Origin of the sequence: Thermococcus sp. 101 C5, from assembly GCF_009372125.1 — an archaeon.
GTDB lineage: Archaea > Methanobacteriota_B > Thermococci > Thermococcales > Thermococcaceae > Thermococcus_A > Thermococcus_A bergensis.
On sequence record NZ_WHIZ01000017.1, the window covers coordinates 15,549 to 31,956 of the forward strand.

Here is a 16,408-nt window from a genome sequence, read left to right on the forward strand (position 1 = left end):
TTTTATCTCTCCATTCCATGGTGGAATTGCAGACTTCTAGAGGCGTTGTTATTACCCCTTTATCGAAAGCCTTAAATATTTCGAGCCCTCTAATAGGCTTATAGGTGAATTCAAGCAAAAATCGCCCCTGTTCCAATAAGACTTTAGAAGAATTGAAAGATTCTCTTTGAATGATTCTGTAACTCATAGACTTAGGATTGTTCCAATAAGACTTTAGAAGAATTGAAAGTCGGAGCTCACAATGGCGGCGATTCCTTGGTACGTCTTCCCGTTGTACTCGTGTTCCAATAAGACTTTAGAAGAATTGAAAGTTGATTTCTCCCTCTTCTTCCTCTTTCATTAGCTCTTCGTTCCAATAAGACTTTAGAAGAATTGAAAGAGTAGTGCGGCTACGTTCATTTCCTGCTCTTCAATTGGTGGGTTCCAATAAGACTTTAGAAGAATTGAAAGCCCTCTCCCTCAATTGTTACCTTCAGAGTTTTAAACCCGTTCCAATAAGACTTTAGAAGAATTGAAAGGCAAGTGCTTAGTGATACAATCTGAGCACCGAGCTTTTAGGTTCCAATAAGACTTTAGAAGAATTGAAAGTAGAGCAACACTGCCAACCTTCTTTATGCCTCTCCATGTTCCAATAAGACTTTAGAAGAATTGAAAGTAAGGGTAAGATAAGGAAGTGTGTGGCTTGGAAGAGGGTTCCAATAAGACTTTAGAAGAATTGAAAGAGGGTGAAAAGAGCAAGTAGGCGCTTGGCTTCTTCGTCGTTCCAATAAGACTTTAGAAGAATTGAAAGGAGGCCTGTTCAACAGTAATGAACGAGTTGGTAATGTGTTCCAATAAGACTTTAGAAGAATTGAAAGTCAGGTGTTTGGAACTTAGCTTCAAGTCTCATTTCAACAAGTTCCAATAAGACTTTAGAAGAATTGAAAGGAAAGTATCTTCCCCAATGGACTTAGGATAATTTTCTTGTTCCAATAAGACTTTAGAAGAATTGAAAGTCATGTAAGCTTCTCTTTTTGAATCCCACCTCATTTCCTCAGGTTCCAATAAGACTTTAGAAGAATTGAAAGACCTACTCAATCAACAACACAACAAAGACCAGATAAAGTTCCAATAAGACTTTAGAAGAATTGAAAGAGTGTAGTCTGTGTTTGTTTGCGGGTCGTGGGCTAATTGAACCTCAATGGTTCCAATAAGACTTTAGAAGAATTGAAAGATGAAGGTAACGGCTGAATTAAAGCACAAAGCCTCAGGGGAGGTTCCAATAAGACTTTAGAAGAATTGAAAGCCGTTACTATAATTTGAGCTGTTGAAATAAATAAGTTCCAATAAGACTTTAGAAGAATTGAAAGTAGTTAGGGTAGAGAAGAGGAAGGATAACCATGAGAGGGTTCCAATAAGACTTTAGAAGAATTGAAAGTCATTTCTTCTTTAGATAAATCACTTGTTGCAATAGTCGTTCCAATAAGACTTTAGAAGAATTGAAAGGAAGTAGACTTTCCATGCGCTTGCTTTCACATCTACGTGTTCCAATAAGACTTTAGAAGAATTGAAAGTACGATGAGGCCCGCCACGAAGCTTGTGACTGCTAGGTTCCAATAAGACTTTAGAAGAATTGAAAGCGGTGATATGCTCTACGGGGGGAAAAAGTAATGTTAAAGTTCCAATAAGACTTTAGAAGAATTGAAAGTTCGTATACAGTTGCTAACTTTATCTTATTAGGCGGGTTCCAATAAGACTTTAGAAGAATTGAAAGTGTGTGGAAAAGGGCATAGGGAGGAGCCTAAACATGTTCCAATAAGACTTTAGAAGAATTGAAAGAACTTACGTGCATACGTCTTTGATTTCCGTTTAGCGTTCGTTCCAATAAGACTTTAGAAGAATTGAAAGAAGCCTATTGCGACTATAAGGAGAGGCAAAATTAATCCGTTCCAATAAGACTTTAGAAGAATTGAAAGTGAATGATTTGAGTCATTGTTCCTCCGCCGTCTTGTCGTTCCAATAAGACTTTAGAAGAATTGAAAGTAAGCGAACTACTAAGAGAATTACTACGCAAGGAGGTGTTCCAATAAGACTTTAGAAGAATTGAAAGAGTATTAGAACAAGCATAAGCTCATCTTTTTTCTCATTGTTCCAATAAGACTTTAGAAGAATTGAAAGTGATATAAAGGATAATGTGACTAGTACTGTGCCTTTGGTTCCAATAAGACTTTAGAAGAATTGAAAGTTCGACGACATGATCTTATACGCAATGGTGGTGGTAATAAGTTCCAATAAGACTTTAGAAGAATTGAAAGCTAGCCCATCCAAAGGAGGATTGTCCGGGTCGTTGTAAATGTTCCAATAAGACTTTAGAAGAATTGAAAGTTCGTATACAGTTGCTAACTTTATCTTATTAGGCGGATGCGTTCCAATAAGACTTTAGAAGAATTGAAAGAGTGATTTGGACAAGATGCTTAAGATGAATATAATAAGTGAGTTCCAATAAGACTTTAGAAGAATTGAAAGACTACCCTTAAAGATTTCAAAAGCTTTCATAACCTTATGTTCCAATAAGACTTTAGAAGAATTGAAAGAATGAGGCTGTCTTAGTTGTTGATGAAGCTTCAATAGGGGTTCCAATAAGACTTTAGAAGAATTGAAAGAAGAAACACGCCGGAGTCGTCGCACTAATAGGTCTTTTGGTTCCAATAAGACTTTAGAAGAATTGAAAGAAGTAAGTATAAACTATGAGCACTATGAATAATATCCCAGCTCGTTCCAATAAGACTTTAGAAGAATTGAAAGTTTTCTACTCTTACGATCTTGCCCTTTGCTATCCCTTGTTCCAATAAGACTTTAGAAGAATTGAAAGAACAACCAGGAACAGCACGAAGGCTGCCAACGGTGATAGTTCCAATAAGACTTTAGAAGAATTGAAAGAAAAATGTGGGTATATTTTGGGAACGTTTTACAAGTTTGTTCCAATAAGACTTTAGAAGAATTGAAAGAAATATTTAGCAAATAAATATTTCGTTAAAGCATCGTCTTGTTCCAATAAGACTTTAGAAGAATTGAAAGAAAGGCTTGGTTATCATATAGCTCCCGATAAGATTAAGGTTCCAATAAGACTTTAGAAGAATTGAAAGACTCATAATGGCTGCAGTAAACACTTGCTCAGCTGCAAGTTCCAATAAGACTTTAGAAGAATTGAAAGAACCGGGATTTTTAAGAACTTCTTTTTCTCTAAAAACCTGTTCCAATAAGACTTTAAAAGAATTGAAAGGGATAAAGCGGAGTGTACGTCGTGACGATGCCGAGCAGGTTCCAATAAGACTTTAAAAGAATTGAAAGAGGAGAATCAACGTGATGATAAACTACGCTTCAACGGTTCCAATAAGACTCTAAAAGAATTGAAAGTCATCAAGAACAATACAAATAACACTCCAAAAAACAAGTTCCAATAAGACTTTAAAAGAATTGAAAGCTGTCTGCTCTAGATTATGCTATTATTGTGGAAACTTCAAAGGTTCCAATAAGAAGACGTTTAGAAAAAATCAAAAAATCCTTAGCACTATTCTCGGGCGACTCTGTTGATGAGCCTTAGTATGTAGCCATTCTCTTCAACAAGCGTTGCCCCTCTATTTCTCGGGACGCCAAGTTCAACTGCACCATTAATCCCGTGCTCCTTCAGAAAGTCATGAGCCTTTGCTTTTATAATCCCATACTCATCCCTCTTTATCAGTCCGTAGACCGTTGGCCCCCAGGAGCTCTGCCCATAGCCGTATGTGTTCTCACTCAGGAACTCCATGATGAGCTTAACGTCTTCCCTGAATTCCCCACCTTGGTACTCTTCAAAGTGCTTCCCAACAAGCTTTTGGATTTCGCTTAAGTGTTTTCCAAACTCTTCAATGTTTCTCTCTTTTAGGGCAGGCAGCAGTCCGAGAAGAATTCTGTAGGAGATTTTTTCCGCTATACTGCTTTCCCCTTTTACGCTCTGCATTATTGGTTTTTCTTCCTCCTCATCAAACCCCCTCTTTGTTTCCGGAATTATCAGGAGAAATCCCCAGTCCTCCGGAAAATCTTCCCTGATGATTAAAGGTGGAATTTTGCCTTTAACACCACCGTCTATCACAAAGCCGCCGTACTTAAAAGCATAAATTCCAGCACCAGAATTTTTCCCTCTGCCAAGAGTAGAAGCCAGCTCCTCGATTTCAAGTCTAAGAGAATTCAACCTTGCAATTCCCAGTCCCACGGCAAGACTTAGCTGGGTGGTGGAGCCCAAACCGATGTGCCTTGGAATCGTTCTCTCAACTTGAATAAGGTAGTTGAACCCCGTTGCAAATTTCTGGTTCATTTTATCAACAGCATGGCGTATTGTTTCTCTGTCCTCTCCATCTGCCTTTATTTCAAGTTTATCGTGGGGCATTACCCTTACCCTATATCCCCCGTCGAGGGCAACTCCGAGTGACCCAAACCGTCTTCCCAGCAATCCAGAAGGATCTATCAAGCCAAGGTGCAGCCTTTTCGGCGTCTCGATTAACATTTTCCCACCCCATGTTTTTATAGGGCAGGCATTAAAACACTTTTCGGTGAGACCGTGAGGTTTGCAGGGATAAGTTTAGACGAGCCAAGAATTATGGGAGTTATTAACATTTCCCCAGAAAGCTTCTATAAGGGAAGCGTCCGGCAAAACGAGGAAGAGCTTATAGAAACCGCGGTTCAAATGGTGAAGGATGGAGCTTCTTTCATAGACATAGGTGCAAAATCCACGGCACCCTACCTGGAAACCCAGATACCTGTGGAAGAAGAGGTTAGAAGGGCTGTCTGGGCGATAAGCACCATCAGGGAGCATGTTAACGTCCCAATAAGCATAGACACAACAAACGCAAAAGTTGCTGAGGAAGCGATCAAGGCAGGAGCGGACATCATAAACGACGTTACCGGCCTCAAGGGAGACCCAAAAATGGCCGAAGTGGCTAGAGAATACGGTGTTGCGGTTGTGGTTTGCGCCCACAAAGAAGTGAGGGACTTCACAGACCCCGTTCATGAAGTTATTGATGCTCTCAAAGAGAGCCTCCAGATTGCATACAAACATGGCATTGAAAAGGAGAAAATAGCAGTTGACCCGGCAATTGGATTTCTAAGGCCAAAATATCCTCCATGGTATGAGTGGGATGCTAAGGTTATCGCAAACCTGAACCTGCTGAAGGTCTTTGGGCTTCCAATCCTGGTTGGAATATCGAGGAAGTCGTTTATAGGGGCCATAACCGGAAGAAAAGACCCGCTGGAAAGATTGGCCGGAAGTTTAAGTGCAACAGCGATAGCAGTATGGAACGGTGCCAGTATAATAAGAACTCACGACGTTAAAGAGACCCTCGATGCCGTAAGGGTAGCGAACTTCATAAAAAAGTTTAGAGAGTGAGCTCTTTCACCTCGAACTTTTCTTCCTTTAACTCTATAGCCGTGTAAAACGCTCTTCCGTTTGGGATTTCCTCAAAGGGAAGGGACGAATAGAGCTCGAAGGTTGAGGATACGACAGCGAAGAGGTTTCTTTCTTCAACTTTTAAAAGGCGCGAGTACCTCTTGAATAGGGGATCTTTTTCTCTGCTCTCAACCATGTATGCTGTCACAAACCCCCTAACGTTATTTGGAGAAACCAAAAGGGTGCCCGTATTGAGCGTGGTCTTAACCGTGGGAAGAGCGGCTTTAAACGTGTTGAGGATTTCACTCTCATTTAGAGATGACAGCCTCCTTAAGAGATAGAGGCCGAACACGTAGCTGTCGGAAGCATCTTTGAGCATTTCCCCCTCGAACTCTGCCATTTTTATAAGTTCATCCTTTCTCAGGTCGCCGTTGTGGTAGAACCAGAACGTAAAACCCTTTGGTGAGGAATAGGAAAACGGCTGGGTGTTGAAGAGGTTAACACTCCCCTGGCTTGCAGCCCTTGTGTGGGCCAATAAAACTCCAAAACCTTTTAAGGAGTCTAAAAGCTTTTTGACTCCTTCTTTGTCTTCAAAAATGGGTTTGATCGTTTTGTAATGTTCGGCTTTATCTTTGGACATCCAGAAGAATCCCCAGCCGTCTTTATGGGAGGGACCCTTACCTAATGCTACTTTGTAAAGGTCATTTTCAGAGGATTTTACCAGCGCATCTACAAGGTCTTTCATCGCTTCTCCATTTCCAACTGCAAACAGCACCCTGCACATTTTATCCACCAAACTTTTTTAGGCAATACTGTTTAAAAAGATTGGAGGAGTAGAAATGATGTTGAAGCTGTTAAAAGAGAGGGCAATGGAAGCGATTGAAGAGGAATTCAAGCTGGTGGACTTTTCTTTTGCTTTACCATACACTTACGTTGTTATTGAAGGGGAAAAGGGGAAATCTATAGGGCTGGCCATGACTCTTCCAGAGGAGATTGGTGAATATAAAAATACCTTCACAAAGCCAAGCTTGGAGGAGTTTATAGAAAAGGCAGACAGCCTTAACATAATAGAAAGAACCCTTGGGCTTGCGGCGATCAACGCCGTTTCTCAGTACTACTTAGAGGTGGATGAAGAAAAAGATGCTATAGAGCTAATAGAAGAGGAAAAAGTTGCCGTTATAGGGAACATGCCTCCAATCGTAAAGGCGTTAAAAGATAAGAACAAAAAGGTGTTCGTGTTCGAGAGAAACCCCAAGCTCTGGAACAGAGAGACCTTAAGCGATGCCCTTGAGTACGTTCTTCTCCCAGAAATGGAAGCTGTAATTGTGAGTGGCTCCGCCTTGTTAAACTGCACCCTTGATATGATACTTGAGAGGAGTAAAAGGGCAAAGAAAATCATGCTCACCGGGGCAACAGCCCAAGCATTGCCGGAGTTCTTCAAGGGGACCGGAGTTACTCATCTTGCTTCTGCAAAGGTCATCGATGTTGAGAAAGCCCTTATAAACCTAAAACTCGGAAGTTTTAGAGGATTTGGAGAGCAGAGCAAGAAATACGTTATTGAAGTCTGATAGGTGTGAGAGATGCTTGAAGTGCAAGGAGCTGTGATAAACGTCCTCAAAAAGGTTCGGGAGCACAGGCTACTCTATGAAAGGAATGAAGAGGCTGTGAAGCAGCACCTTATAGGGGAGATATTTAAAGCCCTCGGATGGGACTGGGAGAACCCAAAAGAAGTAAGACCGGAGGAGAGGACGGAAGAGGGGAGGGCAGATTATGCCCTCGTTATCAATGACAATGTGGTAGCTTATTTAGAGGCCAAAAATTTGAGTGTAAATGTTTTGAAAAGCGAAAAGCCCCTAAGACAGCTTGCCAAGTACTGCTTTTCCCATGGGATTAAATATGGCATCTTGACAAACGGTGTGCAGTGGAAGGTTGTAAAGGCATTCGAAGAAAACTCAACTCTCGAAGATAGGGTTCTTCTGAAGATAGACCTTTTTAACGAGCCCCTTGAGAAGAGCTCCCTGAAGCTCAGCTTTCTCTCGAAGGACAGGATAACCTCGCTGGAGGAGCACGCCAACTATCTAAAGGCTTTTTACTGGGGGTTCGAGATGCTCAGGGCGAAGGGATACTCAAAAGATTCTCTCCTTTCATACCTGCAGAGCACGATAAAGCCGAGCTTCTTCCTTTTGGAGCACCTGAGCGGTGATGAACTCCCCCGGGCCCTCTACCTATACGACAACGGATGGAAAGTCGTTCCTCTAATCGAGAAGAGCATGAAGGGCGTTCTTCTTTCCCTGTTGCTGTACTTGGCAGAGAAGGCAGAAGGAAAAGAAAAAACCGAGCTTCTTGAGGCATATCGTCACTTAAGAGGGGTCCCCCTGAGCAAAGAGAAGATACTGTTCCTACTTAAAGGGTTGGAAAAAGAAAAGGGCATTAAGGTGGGAATTGAAATCTAGCCCTCAAAGAGCCACAGCACAGCGTTGGGGAATCTCCTTGCCCAGTAGTATTCGTTGTGTGCGGCACCTTCCTCTATAACTATCAGCAAATTGACCCCCTCTATATATCCTTTCTCCTTGAGAATCTCGAGCTTTTCATATATCTCCGCAGATGCGTTGGAGCCTTTTAGTTCCAAAGTGCCCCAGTCAATGTAAATCTTCTTTGGCCCAACGGTCGAGTTTTTAACAAACTCGTAAATCTCGGGATTAAACCAGAACGCGGGGCTCATGGCGCCAACGTACTTAAAAACCTCCGGATACTTAAAGCCCGCGTATAGTGAGATGAGCCCTCCCAATGAAGACCCCATTATGCCCGTTTCGTCTGGCAGAGTTCTGTAATGGGAGTCTATGTAAGGCTTCAGCGTTTCAACGATAAAGCGGACGTAAGCGTCTCCTTCTCCACCCCTTTCGTATTCAGCATTTACCCATGGTGCATACTCGTCAATCCTTTTTTCTCCCCCGTTATCTATTCCGACAACAATTATTGCGAATCCTTTTTCCTCAAAAAGCCTCTCTAACGTCTCATCAACCTGCCATTCTCCTGCAAAGGACGTTGCCTGGTCAAAGAGATTTTGTCCATCGTGCATGTATAAAACGGGATATCTCCTATCGCTCTGATTGTAATCCGGCGGGAGATATACCCATATTCTCCTTTCCCTGTTACCAAGCTGAGGAATTTTCATTTTGAAAGTTATCACATTTCCTACTATTGTATGCGTTCCCATACCTACCTCCTCCACATAATCCCTCCAGTGATAAACCTTAAATTTGTACTCTCCCTCTTTTTCAACGACGAGAACTCTGTTAGGGATTTCTTCTCCGTTTTTACCTTTCTCTACGGTTTCCCAGGAACCTCTTGTAAATTTAAACTCGATTTTTCTTCCTTTAGGAAATTCCAGAGTGATTTCCCACTTTCCGTCTGCCCTCTTCTTGAGCCTATATCTTTCATCCCCCGGGTTCCAGCCGTTGAAGTTCCCAGCTATATAAATGGTATCTTCTTCCGGAGTATAGTCCGGAACTTCTACAACAAAAGTCACAGAGACTTCAGCGGATGTGGAAGATGTTTGGGATATAGTGGTGTTTATTGGAGCTGTAGTATAAGAAGGACTCTCTGTACTTGAAATCTTTTGGCCCTTTTCTATACACCCTGCAAAAAACAGTAAGCCCACTAATATCAAGCCCCATCTTTTCATTGGAATCCCAAAATGTCTTGTTTCTCATACTATTTTAAGTTTGCTGGGTACTCTCACATAGTGTTTAGGACAACCGAGCCTCTGAATATGTACTCCCTCTCTAGGGCTGTCCTGGCAGTATCACTGTCCAACCAAAAGAATATAAATCCCTCACGTTTAGTTCAAATCGATGAAGGCTATTGGAGTAATAAGACATTCACCAAATAAAAAGGCCAATAGGGAAGAGTTCGAGGAGCTCTTGAGGAGTGCGGGTTATGAAATCCTCGCAATAGTCGAACAGACCAGAGAGGAGCACCCAAAATACAACATAGGGCCCGGAAAGCTTCAGGAAATAAGAGAACTCATAAAAGAACTCAATCCGGATAGGGTAATCTTTGCAAACCCTCTCACACCCTCTCAGGCGTTTAACATAACGAAAGAGCTTAAAATTGACGTCATTGACAAGTGGCAGCTCGTTCTTGAGATATTCGAGAAGAGGGCACACTCAAAGGAAGCTAAGCTCCAGGTTGAACTGGCGAACCTCCAGTACGAACTGCCCCTTGTGAAAGAGGCCATCAGGAGGATTAAGCTCGGAGACAGAGCTGGTTTCAAGGGTATGGGTGAGTATCAGACCCAGCAATACCTTAAACACATCCGCTACAGGATGGGAAAGATAAGGAAAGAGCTCGAAAAAGTCAAAGCTGATAGGGAGGTAAAAAGAAAAAGGAGAGAGGAAGTGGGCTTTGTACTTGTTGCCCTAGCGGGTTACACAAACGCTGGAAAGTCAACCCTTCTAAACGCTCTGGCCGATGAGGACATAGAGGCAAAGACCCAGATGTTCACAACCCTCGACACCACAACAAGAAGATTTGCAATAAACGGGAGGAAAGCTCTAATAACCGACACCGTTGGGTTTATAGACGACCTCCCACCGTTTATAGTTGAAGCGTTTCACTCTACCCTTGAAGAGATCGTGAAAGCAGATATTCTTCTCCTCGTTTTAGACTCTAGCGAACCATGGAGAGAGATAAAGAGGAAGTTTTTGGCATCAATAGGGGTGCTGAAAGAGCTCAAAGCTCTTGACAAGCCAATTATAATTGCCCTAAACAAAAAAGACCTTACGAGCGAAGAAGATATTTTGGACAAAAAGAAGGCAATTGAGGAGCTAATCAACAGAAAGGGAATAACCATAAGCAGGATTGTCTCCATCTCCGCAAAGCACAAGGAGCTGGAAGAGCTGTACAGCGCTCTTGAGGATGTGATGTTCACGCTTCCAAAGTACAGGCTCTTTGAGATTCTGGTCAAGGAAAAAGAAAAAGTCCCCAAGGTAATGGCCCTGATAAATTCCATCGGGGAAATCCTGGATGTAAAATACGGCGAAACAACGAGAATTTCAGCCTATATCCAAGTAGGCATGATAAAAAGCCTCACAAAAATGGGAGTAGAGCTGAGGCACCCAAGCTGACTACTCTATAGGCACGCCGTCTTTTGTTCTCGGAGCCAGCCATTTCATGAGCCTCTGCGGGTCTTTTGTCCTTATTATTATCGTTATCGGGCCAAGGGGTGATTCTTCGTTAAAGTTGACCTTGCCTACATACGCTACCTGCTTGTGCACCTTTATTATTATCTCTTCTCCAAAGTAGCCCTCTTCTAGCATTGCCCTTGCCGTATCAAGGATTTGCTGCCCCCTGAAGAGCTCATAAAGTCTCTGAAGTGCTTTTTTGTCTTTCGTTCTCCCCACCAAAAGGATGTAGTCTCCTTTGTCAAACGCCTCAAACTCGAGGGGTGACACTAGGTTAAGCATGGCCCTCTTAACCTTCTCGATATCCTCTGTAGGATAAACGTAAGCTTCAACCTCAACTTCCTCAAACATCTCGCTCACCGATGATTAGTTATGAAGAGTGTTTTTGAACTTTTCCCAAATTCACCGAAAGCATTTTATTGCAGTAAAAGTTATCTAAATTGGTGAAAAACATGGAAAGAATCAGGGCCATCAAAAAATATTTGGAAGAGAATGGAGTCGAGGCTGCTTTAATAACAAGCGCCCCAAATCTCTTCTACTTTACAAACGCCGCGCCATTGGTCGGTGGCTACCTGGTAGTGACCCCGGATGAAGAGACCCTGCTCGTCCCTGAACTCGAGTACGAGCAGGCAAAAGAAGAGGCAAGGGTTAACGTTGAGAAGTTCAAGAAGATGGACGAGCTCTATGAATATTTGAAGCGCTTTAAGTCGCTCGCAGTGGAGGGCACAATGAGCATTTCCTTCCAAAACACATTAAAGGAAAAAGCTGAGGTTAAAGAATTCAAGCTTTTGGATGATGTGATAAAGGAGCTCAGAATGATAAAGAGCGAAGAGGAAATAAAGGTCATTGAAGACGCATGCAGACTTGCTGACATAGGAGTTATGACCGCCATAGAGGAGATAAGCGAAGGGAAGCGCGAGAGGGAAATTGCCGCCAAGGTCGAATATGCAATGAAAATGGAAGGTGCCGAGAAGCCTGCCTTCGATACGATAATCGCAAGCGGCTACCGCTCCGCCCTGCCCCACGGAGTCGCAAGCGACAAGAGAATAGAGAGAGGAGACCTCGTTGTCATGGATCTCGGAGCCCTATATAGGCACTACAACTCCGACATAACGAGGACAATAGTTGTGGGCACTCCAAATGAGAAGCAGAAGGAGATCTATGAGATAGTCCTTGAGGCCCAGAAGAAAGCCGTTGAAGAGGCAAAACCTGGAATGACCGCAAAAGAACTCGACAGCGTTGCGAGAAAGATAATAGAGGAGTACGGCTACGGAGACAAGTTCATACACTCCCTCGGACACGGCATAGGGCTTCAGGTTCACGAGTGGCCCAGAGTTTCCCAGCTGGATGAAACCGTGCTGAAAGAGGGAATGGTGGTTACGATAGAGCCGGGAATATATATTCCAAAGTTCGGCGGCGTTAGAATAGAAGACACCATTGTTATAACAAAGAACGGTGCAAAAAGATTAACAAAAACAGACAGAGAGCTTATTTGAGCCTTGATGGGGTTTTGAATTTTTCTTTTTATTCTACGACTTCCCCCATGAGGTATGTCGAGGTTGCCTTTGTGACCTTTACCCTCACGAATTCACCAATGGGGGCATCGGGAAGTATTATATCCTTATAGTTCATTGTCCTTCCTTCTATTCCGCCTTTTTCTCCTGCAGAGTGTGTCAGAACTTCCACTTCTCTGCCTACGTATCTTTTGTTTATCTCGTAGCTTATTGCCAGCCTTAGTCTGTGCAGATAGCGGGAGCGCTCCTTTACCTTCCAACCCACTATTTGCTCCTTCATCTTTGCCGCTAAGGTTCCAGGCCTCGGTGAGAAACGTGAAACGTTTATCTTGTCTGGTCTTACCCTTTCAATCAGTTCCACCGTATTCTGAAAGGCCTCTTCGCTCTCCCCGGGGAAGCCGACTATTATGTCCGTGTTTAGGTTTAAGTCCTTGATGTGCTTTCTGAATTCTTTGACTATCTCCTCAAATTCCTCAACTGTATAAGTCCTCCCCATTTTCCTCAGAATTTCATTGTCGCCGCTCTGCACAGGCAAATGAAGGAACTTGTATATTTTCTCATCCTTGTAAACCTCTACAAGCTCATCAAGTATTTTGATTGCATTGTTGGGGTTCATCATGCCGACCCTTATCCTAAAATCGCCCTCTATTGCCGTAATTTCATCCAAAAGCTTTGCCAGGTTTGTGCCTATGTCGAAGCCATAGCAGCCGGTATCTTCGCTTGAGAGCTGAATCTCCTTGTATCCTTTAGATATAGCTTCCTTAACCCATTTTACAATGAGCTCGGGCTTATAGCTCTTCAGCACTCCCCTCGCGAACCTCGTTGCACAGTAGGTGCAGGCATTCAGGCAGCCCTCGCTTATTGGAACTACAAAAGCAACTCCCCCCTTCCATACTCGTGGGAGTTCAAGTTTGTCGATAGCTCTCTCGTTCCACCCTTCAACACTGATTAACCTTTCTCCTCTCTCCGCTAACTGTATGGCCTCGACGATTCTATCTATGCTCTTAACCCCGAGAATAGCAGAGACCCTCTCATCTATTGCATTGGGATTAACATGTGGCAAACAGCCGGTGACTATGACCTTTTTTCCACTATCAATGAGCTCTTTAATCCTTCTGCTCATGTGCTTCTCCGTCGGGTCTTTGACGGCGCAGGTGTTCACAACAACATACTCCGCACTATCCAAGTCCGCTATTTCATAACCCGCTTTGAGCAGCAGGGCTTCCATAATCTCTGCATCTGCCTTGTTCCTCGTGCACCCGTAAGTTTCTATGTGAACCCTCATCGCAATCCAATTCCTTGGAGCATTTAAAAAGATATGGTAGCAAAGATGGGTATTTAAACTTCCGGGAGAATTGAAAATGATGCGGGATGAGAGTGTGCATACTCTACGACTCCAAGCACGGGACGACGGAAAAGGTTGCAAGGGCAATAAAAGAAGCCATTGAGGGATATGCAAGTGTAGAGGCCTATAAAGTACATGAAATCACAACCCTCGAAGACTGTGAACTAGTTATTGTTGGGGCTCCAATTTACTATGAACGACCTCTAAGGAGCGTTCTTGAGTTTTTGGAAGAGCACTCTGATGAGCTTAAGAAGAAAAAGGTGGCAATTTTTGTTGTATGCTTTGCAGTTGCATTTGGGAGCCTCGTTAGATGGCATATTCAAAACTACTACATAAAGCCATTAAAGGAGAGAATCCCCGGAGAGATCGTTGGCACCCTTGTGTTAAGAGGCGGCATTGGAAATATAGGGGAGGGAGAAATAGAGAAAGCAAAGAGATGGGCTTTCAGGCTTTTAGATTTTTGACCTCTTATCCAGAAGCCATAATATGAACCCTAACAAGCCCACAAAGGCTACCATCCCACCCATTGTTATCAATATGTTGGTGTATGTTGCAAGGACTCTCGTGAGAATTATTAGGAACACCGCTGCAATGGCAAGACCTACGATCAGAATGAGAGTCCCAAGCTCTTCCAGTATTCTCATAGTCATCACCCAATGCTAAAAGGTATCTCAGCTTCCTCTCCTTTCTCAAGTTTGTGAAGTTCTTTTCTGTAGGCTTCTAGGGGTTTGTCCTCTTTTTTTAAGAAGCGCGCAAAGGTCAGAGGCTCTTTCTCAACCTGGGCAAAAAATTCGGGGTATCTTTTATCTCTAACCACGTGGTGATCTAAGATAATTTCTGCGTTCGTTTCTCTTATTATCTCGTTGAGGTTCTTGAGCCCTGTGTTCCAAGCTTCCTTAACCCGATACCCTTCTAAATATAGAGGTGGGCCTCCTGTGATTAGTACGTCCGGCATCTGCCTGATTATCCACTCTTTCGAGGCTTTGTTTAAAAGCTGAATGTCGCTTGCGTGAATAACCCTTTTCTTCCCATCGTCTACCATAACCATCACGACAAAGCCGAGCTTCGAGCCCTCACTCCCATGGGGAACTGCCGGGGAGAACTCGATTATAAAGTCCCCAAAGTCAAAGAACTTTCCATCCGCATATTCAATCTTTTTCGCTATCTTTTGAGCTTCTTTGAGGAAAGCCCATGCCCTTTTTCGCTGGCTGAAGTTTATGTTTTCTGTGGGATGTTTTATGAGGAGTGTTTTTCCACTGTAAAGTTCCTTCGCTTTTTCCGGAGAAGAACTTTCGTAAATTCCCTCAAAGAACGGCGTATGGTGGTCGTAGTGATAGTGGGAAATTGTTATTATCTGGGCTTTTTTTGAAAAATGCTGTATTTTCTCCCTTGTCCTTTGCAGGGCCTCCATCTCTATCTTGGCCGGAGGAAGAGAATAGCGTTTTGGTCCCAAAGCCGCTCCGGGGTCAATAAGAATACCAACTTTTCCAATCTCTAAGAACGTTGCAAGGCTTCTCACTCCAAGGCTTTCGGAAGCGAGTGGAATGATTTTCATGTGGCCACCTAGAGTTCTACGCCTCCAAATTTCTTAAACTTAACTTTGAGGTTATACCTTATACCTAACAACTTAGAAGTTTTAACTAAAAATGCGCTTTAGGATTGCGAGCTGGCGTTTGTCCCATGCATCCTCTTTGATAACTACAAGCAGCACTCCCCCATTTATCAACGCAAAGTCCTTTAGTGTAGCCAGAAACTTTACAGTGGATTCAAAGCCATTGTACATTGCTAAATACTCCAAGCAATCGATTATCACAACACCTTCGAGACCCTTTTTCTTTGCTTCTCTGAAGTACTCGCTTATTGTCTGAGCTACGTAGGCAAGATTTGTAGGGAAGAGCCTACCTTCTTGCTCCTCAGTGCTTAAATAATAAGCATTCCATTTTTCTGGGATGTTTAAGCTCCTAACGAATGCTAACACCGGGTAATCTTTGAGATCTTCCTTTATTTGCTCGTACTCTTCAGGGCTTATGAGCTTAGCACCGGGTTCCAGAACAATCTTCAGCTCTATGGGCTCCTCGAAGAACAGAAATTCTTTGGAAGTCACAAGGTTTATCATAAGAAGTGCCATGCCCACAGAGAGAGCAGTGCCGATGAATATCCATACAAACCTAAGGCTGGGAAAACTCAGCCTTACGGGGTAGAGAATAACAAAGATTCCAAATGTAATTGTCACAACGCTGAGGTAAAAGATGTTCCTTTTCTTTTTACCTATTGCCAGGAATACAAAGCCAGAAAATAGGAAGAATATTCCTGAGAGAACGACAAACGGCACCTCGATAGAGGAAAAGCTATAAGAAAGCCCTAAATGAGTTAAGAATATCCCATAAAGGGCAAAGATTGGAGGTATAATTCCTATTAATTCTGGCCTTATTGATGTTTTAATATCCCCATACTCTTTGAAATACATTAGGGTTCCATATATCAAAGTCCCTGAGAAGAAAGAGTAAAAGAGTGCAATCCCTTCTTTATTTCCGGTATAAAAAGCCACCTGCATTAGTATGAAAAACACCCATGCAGCTGACCAAAAAAGGAGCGCTTTTATCCTGTGCTCCAAATATGTGTGAAAGAGCACTCCAAAGGTTCCAGTGGCAACGAATATGCTAAAGACATGAATAAATTTTGCTAGATAGCTTTCATCCATAATAGCTCACCACATTTGAGATCATATTGTCAATTGTAGGAAATAATTAAAAAAATTATGGTCAGAAGGGAAAAAGATTTTTAATCTCATTTTCGCTGAATATTATCGAGGGCCCGTAGCTTAGTCAGGATAGAGCGTCGCCCTCCGGAGGCGAAGGTCGCGGGTTCAAATCCCGCCGGGCCCGCCATAACAGCCCTTACCTGCGTAAGCGCTGGCGGAATGTTGAGTGCTTTTCTAAGGATTTACAATAAATGAACGGGG

The 16,408-nt window shown here is 42.9% G+C and carries 14 protein-coding genes, 1 tRNA gene and 1 CRISPR repeat array; of the genes, 7 read left to right on the plus strand and 8 right to left on the minus strand.

Going from position 1 to position 16,408, the window contains the following annotated elements:
• Positions 1–129 precede the first annotated feature (129 nt).
• A CRISPR array of direct repeats spans positions 130–3,463; the repeat unit is 30 nt; unit sequence GTTCCAATAAGACTTTAGAAGAATTGAAAG.
• A gap of 87 nt (positions 3,464–3,550) precedes the next feature.
• Positions 3,551–4,522, minus strand: a complete 972-nt coding sequence (locus GBV73_RS03970; RefSeq protein WP_152879463.1) for a beta-ribofuranosylaminobenzene 5'-phosphate synthase family protein — start codon at positions 4,520–4,522, stop codon at positions 3,551–3,553.
• A gap of 54 nt (positions 4,523–4,576) precedes the next feature.
• On the opposite strand from GBV73_RS03970, the gene folP reads away from it, so the two are divergent.
• Complete coding sequence (folP, locus tag GBV73_RS03975; protein ID WP_371717004.1) at positions 4,577–5,401, plus strand: dihydropteroate synthase; 825 nt, start codon at positions 4,577–4,579, stop codon at positions 5,399–5,401.
• Here the strand turns inward: folP and GBV73_RS03980 are convergent.
• Complete coding sequence (locus tag GBV73_RS03980; protein ID WP_152879478.1) at positions 5,391–6,185, minus strand: class II glutamine amidotransferase; 795 nt, start codon at positions 6,183–6,185, stop codon at positions 5,391–5,393. The genes folP and GBV73_RS03980 overlap by 11 nt on opposite strands.
• Positions 6,186–6,240: 55 nt before the next feature.
• On the opposite strand from GBV73_RS03980, the gene GBV73_RS03985 reads away from it, so the two are divergent.
• Both GBV73_RS03985 and GBV73_RS03990 read left to right on the plus strand, forming a co-directional pair.
• Complete coding sequence (locus GBV73_RS03985) at positions 6,241–6,969, plus strand: Rossmann-like domain-containing protein (RefSeq protein WP_152879464.1); 729 nt, start codon at positions 6,241–6,243, stop codon at positions 6,967–6,969.
• A 12-nt stretch (positions 6,970–6,981) separates the two neighbouring features.
• Entirely contained in the window at positions 6,982–7,854 is an 873-nt protein-coding gene (locus GBV73_RS03990; RefSeq protein WP_152879465.1) for a type I restriction endonuclease, read from the plus strand.
• Here the strand turns inward: GBV73_RS03990 and GBV73_RS03995 are convergent.
• Positions 7,851–9,086 (minus strand): alpha/beta hydrolase-fold protein, encoded by a 1,236-nt coding sequence (locus GBV73_RS03995; RefSeq protein WP_152879466.1) that lies wholly within the window; start codon positions 9,084–9,086, stop codon positions 7,851–7,853. The genes GBV73_RS03990 and GBV73_RS03995 overlap by 4 nt on opposite strands.
• Before the next feature lie 169 nt (positions 9,087–9,255).
• Here GBV73_RS03995 and hflX point away from each other — a divergent pair, with 169 nt between their 5' ends.
• Positions 9,256–10,530 (plus strand): GTPase HflX, encoded by a 1,275-nt coding sequence (gene hflX, locus GBV73_RS04000; protein ID WP_042698702.1) that lies wholly within the window; start codon positions 9,256–9,258, stop codon positions 10,528–10,530.
• Here hflX and GBV73_RS04005 read toward each other — a convergent pair whose 3' ends face one another.
• Positions 10,531–10,938, minus strand: a complete 408-nt coding sequence (locus tag GBV73_RS04005; protein WP_152879480.1) for an RNA-binding domain-containing protein — start codon at positions 10,936–10,938, stop codon at positions 10,531–10,533. It lies immediately after the preceding gene.
• Between the two features lie 101 nt (positions 10,939–11,039).
• Here GBV73_RS04005 and pepQ point away from each other — a divergent pair, with 101 nt between their 5' ends.
• On the plus strand, positions 11,040–12,083 hold the full coding sequence (gene pepQ, locus GBV73_RS04010) for a Xaa-Pro dipeptidase PepQ (protein WP_152879482.1): 1,044 nt from the start codon (positions 11,040–11,042) through the stop codon (positions 12,081–12,083).
• Positions 12,084–12,111: 28 nt separating this feature from the next.
• On the opposite strand, the gene GBV73_RS04015 is transcribed toward pepQ, so the two are convergent.
• Complete coding sequence (locus GBV73_RS04015; protein WP_042698695.1) at positions 12,112–13,386, minus strand: tRNA (N(6)-L-threonylcarbamoyladenosine(37)-C(2))-methylthiotransferase; 1,275 nt, start codon at positions 13,384–13,386, stop codon at positions 12,112–12,114.
• Positions 13,387–13,472: 86 nt separating this feature from the next.
• Between GBV73_RS04015 and GBV73_RS04020 the strand changes: the two genes are divergently transcribed.
• Complete coding sequence (locus GBV73_RS04020) at positions 13,473–13,910, plus strand: flavodoxin domain-containing protein (RefSeq protein WP_152879467.1); 438 nt, start codon at positions 13,473–13,475, stop codon at positions 13,908–13,910.
• Here GBV73_RS04020 and GBV73_RS04025 read toward each other — a convergent pair.
• From GBV73_RS04025 to GBV73_RS04035, 3 genes are all read right to left on the minus strand, one after another.
• Positions 13,899–14,090 (minus strand): hypothetical protein, encoded by a 192-nt coding sequence (locus tag GBV73_RS04025; protein ID WP_152879468.1) that lies wholly within the window; start codon positions 14,088–14,090, stop codon positions 13,899–13,901. The genes GBV73_RS04020 and GBV73_RS04025 overlap by 12 nt on opposite strands.
• Before the next feature lie 5 nt (positions 14,091–14,095).
• Positions 14,096–15,001 carry a hypothetical protein gene (locus tag GBV73_RS04030; RefSeq protein WP_152879470.1) on the minus strand — a complete coding sequence of 302 codons (906 nt, stop codon included), beginning with the start codon at positions 14,999–15,001 and terminating at the stop codon, positions 14,096–14,098.
• Between the two features lie 81 nt (positions 15,002–15,082).
• Positions 15,083–16,147 (minus strand): DUF835 domain-containing protein, encoded by a 1,065-nt coding sequence (locus GBV73_RS04035; RefSeq protein WP_152879472.1) that lies wholly within the window; start codon positions 16,145–16,147, stop codon positions 15,083–15,085.
• Between the two features lie 109 nt (positions 16,148–16,256).
• Here GBV73_RS04035 and GBV73_RS04040 point away from each other — a divergent pair.
• Positions 16,257–16,334 (plus strand) — tRNA-Arg (locus GBV73_RS04040).
• The last annotated feature ends 74 nt before the right edge of the window (positions 16,335–16,408 follow it).

Excerpts from the sequence above, each read along its gene's own strand:
- GBV73_RS03970 (WP_152879463.1), bottom strand. The coding sequence starts at position 4,522 with ATGTTAATCGAGACGCCGAAAAGGCTGCACCTTGGCTTGATAGATCCT.
- GBV73_RS03980 (WP_152879478.1), bottom strand. The coding sequence starts at position 6,185 with ATGTGCAGGGTGCTGTTTGCAGTTGGAAATGGAGAAGCGATGAAAGAC.
- GBV73_RS03985 (WP_152879464.1), top strand. The coding sequence starts at position 6,241 with ATGATGTTGAAGCTGTTAAAAGAGAGGGCAATGGAAGCGATTGAAGAG.
- GBV73_RS03990 (WP_152879465.1), top strand. The coding sequence starts at position 6,982 with ATGCTTGAAGTGCAAGGAGCTGTGATAAACGTCCTCAAAAAGGTTCGG.
- GBV73_RS03995 (WP_152879466.1), bottom strand. The coding sequence starts at position 9,086 with ATGAAAAGATGGGGCTTGATATTAGTGGGCTTACTGTTTTTTGCAGGG.
- hflX (WP_042698702.1), top strand. The coding sequence starts at position 9,256 with ATGAAGGCTATTGGAGTAATAAGACATTCACCAAATAAAAAGGCCAAT.
- GBV73_RS04005 (WP_152879480.1), bottom strand. The coding sequence starts at position 10,938 with ATGTTTGAGGAAGTTGAGGTTGAAGCTTACGTTTATCCTACAGAGGAT.
- pepQ (WP_152879482.1), top strand. The coding sequence starts at position 11,040 with ATGGAAAGAATCAGGGCCATCAAAAAATATTTGGAAGAGAATGGAGTC.
- GBV73_RS04015 (WP_042698695.1), bottom strand. The coding sequence starts at position 13,386 with ATGAGGGTTCACATAGAAACTTACGGGTGCACGAGGAACAAGGCAGAT.
- GBV73_RS04020 (WP_152879467.1), top strand. The coding sequence starts at position 13,473 with ATGAGAGTGTGCATACTCTACGACTCCAAGCACGGGACGACGGAAAAG.
- GBV73_RS04025 (WP_152879468.1), bottom strand. The coding sequence starts at position 14,090 with ATGAGAATACTGGAAGAGCTTGGGACTCTCATTCTGATCGTAGGTCTT.
- GBV73_RS04030 (WP_152879470.1), bottom strand. The coding sequence starts at position 15,001 with ATGAAAATCATTCCACTCGCTTCCGAAAGCCTTGGAGTGAGAAGCCTT.
- GBV73_RS04035 (WP_152879472.1), bottom strand. The coding sequence starts at position 16,147 with ATGGATGAAAGCTATCTAGCAAAATTTATTCATGTCTTTAGCATATTC.